Source organism: Flavobacterium sp., from assembly GCF_043760115.1.
In the GTDB taxonomy this organism is placed as follows: Bacteria; Bacteroidota; Bacteroidia; order Flavobacteriales; family Flavobacteriaceae; genus Flavobacterium.
On the sequence record NZ_JAYUPK010000032.1, the window covers coordinates 1 to 9,455 of the forward strand.

General features: G+C 28.6%; 5 protein-coding genes, 1 tRNA gene and 1 pseudogene. All 7 read right to left on the reverse strand.

Translation table 11 applies throughout. From position 1 onward, the window contains the following. Positions 1-252: 252 nt before the first annotated feature. Positions 253-3,258, reverse strand: a complete 3,006-nt coding sequence (locus ACH2BC_RS02825) for an Eco57I restriction-modification methylase domain-containing protein (protein WP_395052471.1) — start codon at positions 3,256-3,258, stop codon at positions 253-255. 185 nt (positions 3,259-3,443) lie between these two features. Continuing rightward, positions 3,444-3,563: pseudogene (locus ACH2BC_RS02830) on the reverse strand (hypothetical protein); the annotation flags it as partial. A gap of 309 nt (positions 3,564-3,872) precedes the next feature. Then, positions 3,873-3,957, reverse strand: a tRNA-Ser gene (locus tag ACH2BC_RS02835). Between the two features lie 136 nt (positions 3,958-4,093). Next, positions 4,094-5,230, reverse strand: coding sequence for a 3,4-dihydroxy-2-butanone-4-phosphate synthase (gene ribB, locus ACH2BC_RS02840; protein ID WP_395052472.1), 1,137 nt, complete (start codon positions 5,228-5,230; stop codon positions 4,094-4,096). Beyond that, entirely contained in the window at positions 5,223-6,671 is a 1,449-nt protein-coding gene (locus ACH2BC_RS02845; protein WP_395052473.1) for an LptF/LptG family permease, read from the reverse strand. Before ACH2BC_RS02845 ends, ribB begins: the two co-directional genes overlap by 8 nt. A 6-nt stretch (positions 6,672-6,677) precedes the next feature. Beyond that, entirely contained in the window at positions 6,678-7,319 is a 642-nt protein-coding gene (locus tag ACH2BC_RS02850; protein ID WP_395052474.1) for an outer membrane lipoprotein carrier protein LolA, read from the reverse strand. Between the two features lie 6 nt (positions 7,320-7,325). After that, on the reverse strand, positions 7,326-9,455 hold a 2,130-nt coding region (locus tag ACH2BC_RS02855; protein WP_395052475.1), incomplete at its 5' end, for a DNA translocase FtsK 4TM domain-containing protein.

The following is a 9,455-nucleotide window of genomic DNA, read 5'->3' on the forward strand; positions in this document are numbered from 1 at the left end:
GGAAACATCACATATTCTTAGTCAAGTATTGTTTGATTAACTTTATGTGATTCCTCCTTTGTCGGAATGACAAAACTAGCGCAACGACAAAACTATCGCAACGACAAAACTAACACTTTTTCTTTGTCATGTTGACGCTGGAAACATCACATATTCTCAGTCAAGTGTTGTTTGATTAACTTTTTGTGATTCCTCCTTTGTCGGAATGACAAAACCTTCGGAATGACATAACAAACACAATAACAAAACTAATTAACTATTCTCAACAATCCCAATCTCTTCCTCACTCAATCCATACAATTCATAAACCATAGCATCAATAATTTTATCAGTAATAGCTATTTCACTTTGCAATTTATTTGCTTTTGCTTTATTTTCTTCAAATAAATCTATCCAGTCAAACTCGTCTTTTTTAGTAAGTGGTGTGCCTTTTTGGGTTTTTATGGCTTTGTTTATTTCTTTTATAAAATCATCAAACGATAAACCATACCATTTTTCTAACTTACCACTAAGCTTTTCTATTTTAAACTGACCAGAAAAATACTTGCTGAATTTTGAACTTACTTCTTGTAATTGTTTATTCAAATTCAACATTAAATCTGCTTTTTCTATGAATGGTTGTTGGTTTTGTTTGCTATATTTTGGTATTGGTAACAACTTTAGGTTTTGTATTGGTATTTTTGGAAATAATTTTTTTACAGATTTAAAATTTATATCATAATAAAAATTCATTAATTTGCTGTTGATTAAAAAGCTAATTACCTTTAAACTATAAAATTCCTCTGATTTGAGTTGTAAATTGTATACATCGCAAACATTATAAAAACCATTATTATCATAACTTCCTATTATGTTGTTTCCAATTCTTTTAACTAATATTTTTTCAGTTTCATAAATTTCTTTTGATTTATAAATAGATGGATTACTTTCGTCAAATAATACAAACTTATTTTCAAAAAATATTCTATTTTTTGAAATATTTCCGCCACACAACACGGGTTTATAATCACCATTTTCTTTAATGGGAAATATTTTTTCACTATTAAAACCAAATTCTAAACCTCTAGAAAATTTTAGATAATCATCAAGTTTATAAGTTTTTGTATCAATTTTTGAAGTTAATTTAAATGCAATTGGATTTGAATAAATGTTAAAAATATTATTACTATATTTTAAAAAGGTTTTTTTATTAATGGATTTGAATACAAAGTCTGATGATGAACACTTAATTATATTATCATCTGAATACTCATTTTCAATTATCAGTATAGCCGAATCAACAGAAGCATCACTGAATACTTTTTCTCCTAAATCAATTATTATATTTATTTTAAAATGTAGAAGAAAATTTCTTAATGTTAAATAGCCAATATTTGTTAAAAATGAACTTGGAGTTATCAAACCAACTATTCCTTTATTATTAGATATATTAATACTTTTTTCATAAAATAAAGCATACAAATCTCCACAGGAAATCGTATTAAATTTTTCTTCAAGATAATAATTTGATTTAACACTCACATAAGGCGGATTTCCAATCACAACATCAAAACCGCCATTAGCAAAAACCTTAGGAAATTCGTTGTGCCAGTTAAACGCTTTGTCGCCAGCAATGGCAGCATCGTCTATTAATGAATTACCACATTTTATATTGTTGTTTAAACTGTTTAATTTCCGGTTGCGTTGTGCGGTGCGCAACCATAACGAGAGTTTGGCAATTTCTACACTTTCTTCGTTGAGGTCAACCCCAAAAAGGTTGTTTTCTAAAATACTTCCTTCTACATCGCTCAACATTAATGCATCGCCAAACAGTTTGGCTTGCAGTTCGTCTACATATTTATGCTCGGCAATTAAAAATTCTAATGCTTGGTTCAAGAATGCACCACTACCACAAGCAGGATCTACAATGGTTAATTGCAATAACCAATCGCGGTAATTGTCTAAGGTTTCTTTTAGTTTCTTTTTGGTAGTAACATTTATTTTTTTGTCGGTAGAATATTTGGTTTCGTCTAGTGCAATTGCTACTTTCTTTTCTTCGCATAGTTTTCCAACAGTATTGTCAACTATGTATTTGGTAATGTATTTGGGTGTGTAAAAAACGCCATCTTTCTTGCGTTTGGTTTTGGTTTTGTCAACTTCTTGTCCTTCAATGGCATTGGTAATTTCGTCTATTTCGTTTAACGAATTTTCAAAAATATGCCCTAGAATGTTTACGTCAATTTCACTTTCAAAATCGTATTCGCTAAGTTTTTTAGTGTGTTTAAAAAGTAAATCGTCATTTATAGCAATATTATTTAGCAAATCATCTGGCTGAAACAAACCGCCATTGTAGGCATAAATATCATATTGAGCGGTTACAATTTCGTTAGTGTGTTTTCCAAAAGCAGGCAAAGTAACTCTTGCACCAGTATTTAAATCTTGAAAATACATTTTATATCTGTCATACAACGAAACAGCAATTCGTGCTTCACGAAGTTTTTGCCATTCAAGATTGATGCTAAAAATTAAATTGGTTGGTAGTAATTGTCGGTCTTCGGCAAAGAAAATAAATAGAAATCTATCTAATAGTTTTTGGGTTTTTTTAAACAGTTCTAGTTTATTATACTGCGGATTAAGTTGTACAATATCATTAAATAATTCTTTTCTAAAAGCAGAATAGTCTTTGTACAATTCTTTGGTAATCTTGTCTTCGTTAGAAACGCTTTCGTTTTTAATTTTCTTCGGTAAATCGGTCTGCATACTTTCTAGCGAAAGGCAAATGAAAAGCAAATTAAATTCGTCTCTAGAAAGTGTAAACAAATTAAATTCTACAAACTCGGTAGCATTATCAATATAAAAACGCAGTTTTTCAAAGTTGGAAATAATTACATAACTACACTCTTTCTGGTTGTTTTTATAACCAAAAGCTTGCGTTTCTATTTTAGATAAATCGGTAGTTTCTGTTCCTTTAAGTTCAATTACAGCATGTACATTTTCGTTCAAAATTATGGCACCATCGGCTTTCTTGCTGTTGGTTTCGTTTTTTTGTTCGGTAATTAAATTATAATTGGTGTTTGGATGTTGCGTGTAACCAAGAACTTGCACAAACAAATCATTTAAAAAAATGGCTTGATATTGCTCTTCTTTGCTGTTGCGGATATTCTGTTGCTTTTCCGAATTGTGGAATATTGTTGTAAACAAGCGCCACTTTTCGTCAAGAATAAGTTTATTGAGCGTATTAGAATATTTTTTAACAACAGTACTTTGAAATAAAGACATAGCAAGAATTAAGATTGTTTTTCAAACCTACCAAATATAAACAAGTAATACAACTTTATTTACTAGGTAGTTTTACATGATTTTTCAAAGGTAAAAAATGGTTTTGAGACTATTTTACGGTTTTCCGTAATTTGAAAAAAAAATTTAAAAAAAATTGTGGCAAAATTTTTGTTTCAAATTTTTTCTTATTCTAGTTGATATAAATTTCTTAATCTATTTGTGCTATTCCATCTTTCAGATGAAATAGATTTCCTTGTATTTAATGATACTGATTCATTATCTAATTTTATTTTGCAATAAATAGGACTTTCGCCGTTTAATTAATCTTTTCAGATTTAATGTAAAAAATGATTTTTAGTATTGCTATTTAGTTTTAAATAAATATTTACAAATTAAATATAAAAAACGTTTAAAGTATTGTTAATAAAGCAATTCGCTCCGAATTAACTACATTTAGTACACTTATAATTTTAAATATTGATAGATATTTTTATAAGGTATAATCTTTGACTAATTATGTGTGTTTTGACACATAGTCTAAAAACAAAAAACTCTTTAAACACTGATGTTTAAAGAGTTTTGAATTGTTATGTTTCTTTTGAAACTATATACTGCGGAGAAAGAGGGATTCGAACCCCCGGACCTGTGACAGTCAACAGTTTTCAAGACTGCCGCATTCGACCGCTCTGCCATTTCTCCAATGAGCGACAATACATTGCAGTATTGCGAGTGCAAATATACTAACCTTTTTTGATTTCCAAAATATTTTATGATTAAAATTTTAATAAATAATAAGATATTTTTTTAACTAGTTAGTTTGTATGATATTATAATTTTAATAAGATACATATTCCATTATTTCTAGACCATATCCAATCATACCAACTCTTTTAGATTTTTCTTCGGTGTTAGAAACTAGTCTTATTTTTGAAATATCAATATCATGTAGAATTTGTGCTCCAATTCCAAAATCTTTACTATCAATTATAATTTTTGGAGCTTTTAATATTCCTTTTAGTTGTAAAGACTTCAATTCAGAAATTCTACTAAGTAAATTTATTGATTGCATGTCTTGATTTATAAAAATAACAGCACCTTTTCCTTCTTGATTTATAATCTTGAACATTTCATCTAATTGCTTATCTGCATTATTAGTCAATGTTCCCAATAAATCATTATTGACTTGAGATGAATTTATTCTAGTTAAGATTGCTTCACCAAGATTCCAAGTTCCTTTAGTTAATGCAATATGAATTTGTTTATTAGTAGTTTGTTCGTAGGCACGTAATCTAAAATTTCCAAAACGCGTTTCTATATCAAAGTCTTCTTTTTTAACAATTAGACTATCATGTTGCATTCTGTAGGCAACTAAATCTTCAATTGAAACTAGTTTTAGATTAAACTTTTTTGCTACTTCAACAAGTTGAGGTAATCTTGCCATTGAACCATCTTCGTTCATAATTTCAACAATAACACCAGCAGATTTGAATCCTGCTAATCTTGCAAAATCAATTGCTGCTTCTGTATGACCAGTTCGTCTTAAAACTCCGCCTTGTTTTGCAACTAATGGAAAAATGTGTCCTGGTCGTGCTAAATTGTATGGTTTTGTTTCAGAATTTACTAATGCTTGAATGGTTTTTGATCTGTCTGATGCAGAAATTCCTGTAGTTACACCGTTTCCTTTTAAATCTACCGAAACTGTAAAAGCCGTTTCCATTGGGTCAGTATTATTAGAAACCATTGGTCTTAATTCTAATTCCTTACATCTGTTTTCTGTTAAAGGAACACAAATTAAACCTCTACCATGAGTAGCCATAAAATTTACCATTTCTGGAGTAATTTTTTCTGCTGCTGCTAAAAAATCGCCTTCATTTTCTCTATCTTCATCATCAACTACAATAATTACTTTTCCTTGACGAATATCTTCAATAGCTTCTTCAATAGTATTTAATTGTACTTTTTCATTAAACATAATCTTTATATTTTTTAAATAATTTTACAAACAGATTATTTATTGGTGTTAGTATAGAATCAATATTTATCATTCCACCAATATCATTAGTAGCTCTGTAAGTTAATAATATTGCAAGCGGAGTTAAAATTATTGATGCCATCCAAGTTCCCAACAATGGTGGAATTCCGTTTTCTTGAGCTACTTTTTTACCAAAAGTATTAATAAAATGAAAGATTATAAATATTCCTACTGCAAAAACTATAGGTAATCCTAAACCTCCTTTTCTTATAATTGAGCCAAGTGGTGCTCCAATAAAAAACATTAATAAACAAGCAAATGCAATTACATATTTATCATAAAGTGCTATCCAATGATTATTAATATTTTTTTGTTTCTCTCTCATCTCTATTATTGAAGAATCAATTGAAAAATTTGTATTTTCTATGGTACTTGATGCTAATCTTAAAATTTCACTTTTTTTAGATTCTTCTACATTGCTTAATAAAGAACCTTTATATAAGTTAGAATTAACATTATCATTTTTAAACATTAATATGCCATTAACTCCTGATCGTTGGTAAATATTTTCTGTAAATGATTGAATATCTTTTTTAAAATTGGTATTTAATGAATCTAATGTATATTTTAATTCATTAACATTCAGCATTGTATTTGTATTCGAAATTTCACCTTCATCTACTTCGGATTGATTCATTTTAGTTAAATCAATATTTATTATGTCTTTTTTAAAATATGCTTTTGCAAAAGGAACTTTATTTCTTTCTTCAAATTTTTTTGGTACTATATCTTCGTAATAATTACCGTTAAACAAAACCATCTTTAAAATATTAGATGATTTATTACTTATTAATTCTCCATTTTTGGCTTTTATGATAGTAGTATTTCCATCACCATTATTACTTTTTTTATGAATTGTAATTCCGTTAAGAATGTTGCCGTTTTCTCCAGTTTTTTTATCAACTTTAATAGTATAATTACCAACTTCACTAAATTGTCCTTCTGCAATTGCCATTGCTGGTTTTACTTGAGCAATATTTCTTCTAAAGTTGATGAATTTATATTCGGCATATGGAATCACATTATTAGCAAAGAAAAACGCTATAATACTTAGAAAAATTATAAAAACAATTATACTTTTCATTGCTCTCTGTAAAGATATTCCAGCAGATTTCATTGCAGCAAATTCATAATTTTCTGCTAATCCTCCAAATGTCATAATTGATGAAAGTACAACAGAAAGTGGTAGTACAAGTGGAACAATACTTGGCATTTTAAATAATAAAAACTTTATAATCAATATAAAATCTAAATCTTTTCCTGCAAGTTCAGAAATAAAAAGCCAAACCACTTGAAGTATGAATATAAAAAACAAGATTACAAATACTGTTGTAAATGTAATCAAGAATGTTTTTAATAAGTATTTATCGAGAATTTTCACTTCAAATTAATCTAATTTATTGATGTAGTATTTTGGGTATTTACTAGCCACAAATGTAAATTGATTTTTTGATAATGGCTGATTGGTTTTGAAAGAATTAACAGTCAATGTTGTTTTTGTTCCGTTTTTTCCAACCTCAATCAAATTATAAATGTGTTTTGTTTGCACATCAATTCCAAGTAAAATTTCTTTTCTTTGGTCTTTAGAATTGCTTGGTATAAGCTTTATATATTGAATTTTCCTTCCTTTAATATCTTGCAGAATATCCCAAGTATATTTATAACCACTGTTAAAAAAGGTAAGCATTTTAGATGGAGTTATTGCTTTATCATCGTCATCATTTACACTTGAAATGGTAACTTCTTCATCTTCTGGAACAATTGTATAGTTTTTTTTACCATCATAAATTTTGGTAACTCCCATAAAATTCAATACATATTTATTTCCTTCAAGCGTAACATTACCTTTACTTTCTTGATTTATGTTTTCTTTAGTATTATTTAAAGTATACTTAAAATCAATAACAATGTTTTTATAAGTTTTAACTTTGGCAGTAACTTCATCAAGTAATGCTTTTGCCTTTTTATCTTGAGCATTTGAAGAAATACTAATCAATAATAAAAATACAATTGAAGCTATTTTTTTCATTTTAATTTAATTTTGTTCATTATTTAATAAACTGTCTAATGAGGATAAATCAGTAATGTTTACACTTCTTGCTTTACTTCCTTCAAATGGTCCAACAATTCCTGCAGCTTCCAATTGATCTATCAATCTTCCAGCTCTGTTGTAACCCAGTTTTAACTTTCTTTGCAATAATGATGCCGAACCTTGTTGTGCTGTTACAATTATTTCTGCAGCTTCTCTAAACAATGTATCTCTATCTGAAATATCCATATCTAGTTTCATTGCACTTTCTTCGCCAACATACTCTGGCAACAAATAGGCAGTTGCATAAGCTTTTTGTGAACCAATAAAATCTACAATTTTTTCAACTTCTGGTGTATCTACAAAGGCACATTGTACACGAACCAAATCATTTCCGTTAGAAAAAAGCATATCTCCACGACCTATTAATTGATCTGCGCCGCCAGTATCTAAAATGGTTCTAGAATCAATTTTTGAAGTTACTCTAAAAGCAATTCTAGCTGGAAAGTTGGCTTTTATCATTCCAGTAATTACATTTACAGATGGTCTTTGTGTTGCAATAATTAAGTGAATTCCAATAGCACGTGCTAGTTGAGCCAATCTAGCAATTGGTGTTTCTACTTCTTTTCCTGCAGTCATAATTAAATCGGCAAACTCATCTACAACAAGTATTATATAAGGTAAAAAACGATGACCTTGTTCTGGATTTAATTTTCTACTTTTAAACTTATCATTATATTCTTTTATGTTTCTAACCATGGCATCTTTTAATAAAGAATAACGGTTGTCCATTTCTATGCAAAGCGAATTTAAAGTGTTGATTACCTTAGAATTATCAGTAATAATTGCATCTTCAACATCAGGTAATTTAGCCAAATAATGTCTTTCAATTTTATTAAAAAGTGTCAATTCTACTTTTTTTGGATCAACTAAAACAAATTTTACTTCGGCAGGATGTTTTTTATAAAGTAGTGAGGTTAAAACGGCATTTAATCCAACAGATTTACCTTGACCTGTTGCTCCAGCCATTAAAAGGTGAGGCATTTTGGCCAAATCAACTACAAAAGTTTCATTAGAAATTGTTTTTCCAAGTGCAATTGGTAATTCCATTTCTGCTTCTTGAAATTTTGCAGATGCAATAACGGTTTTCATTGGAACCATTGTTGGATTCTTGTTTGGAACTTCAATACCAATTGTACCTTTTCCAGGAATAGGAGCAATGATACGAATGCCTAGCGCAGCAAGAGACAAGGCAATATCATCTTCTAAACTTTTAATTTTAGAAATTCTAATTCCAGCTTCTGGAACAATTTCATATAGTGTAACCGATGGACCAACAGTAGCTTTTATTTGTGCAATATCTATTTTATAATTGCGAAGTGTTTCTACAATTTTGTTTTTATTTTCTTCTAATTCTTCCTGATTTATTGTAATTCCAACGGTTGAATACTCTTTTAATAAATCTATAGTTGGAAATTTATAGTTTGATAAATCCAAAGTAGGATCGAACAATCCAAAATCGGCAACTAATCTAGAAGCCAAATTTTCTTCAATGATATCTTCTTCTTTAGCTTTTTCTATTACAAATTCTTCTTCTTTAGAAATTAATTCTTCAATTGGTTGAATGTATTGTGGTTCAATTTCTTGAGTAGGAGTAATGTCTAATTGTAATGATTTATCTTTTAAAGTTGGCTCTAATTCTCTTTCAGAATAACTTGATATTGTAGGTTTTAAATCTTCTTTATTAATTTCAAATTGCGATGCTGGTTTCATTATTATATCTTCCAAATCATAATCTGGTTGATCTTCATCAATTGCAAATTCTTCTAAATTGTATTCTCCACCGTTTTCTGCAACTGGTTTTTGCAACGAATTTAAACTGTCTTTAATATCATTTTTCTTGTTTTCAAAAAATGTTTTAACTGCATCTGGTGAAACCTTTATTTTAAAAATTAAATACAAAACCAATCCGAATAATAAAACCAATAAAGTTCCAATTTTACCAATATAATCTTGAAAGAAAATATTCATTTCATAGCCAATTGTTCCGCCAAGTTCTGGAATTTTGGTAAAGAAAAATCCAAATAGAATGGATAAAATAATGATTGCAAATAAATCCCAAAACCAAGTAGTTTT

Coding starts and splice junctions, on each gene's coding strand:
- ACH2BC_RS02825 (WP_395052471.1), bottom strand. CDS start 3,258: ATGTCTTTATTTCAAAGTACTGTTGTTAAAAAATATTCTAATACGCTC.
- ribB (WP_395052472.1), bottom strand. CDS start 5,230: ATGTTTAATGAAAAAGTACAATTAAATACTATTGAAGAAGCTATTGAA.
- ACH2BC_RS02850 (WP_395052474.1), bottom strand. CDS start 7,319: ATGAAAAAAATAGCTTCAATTGTATTTTTATTATTGATTAGTATTTCT.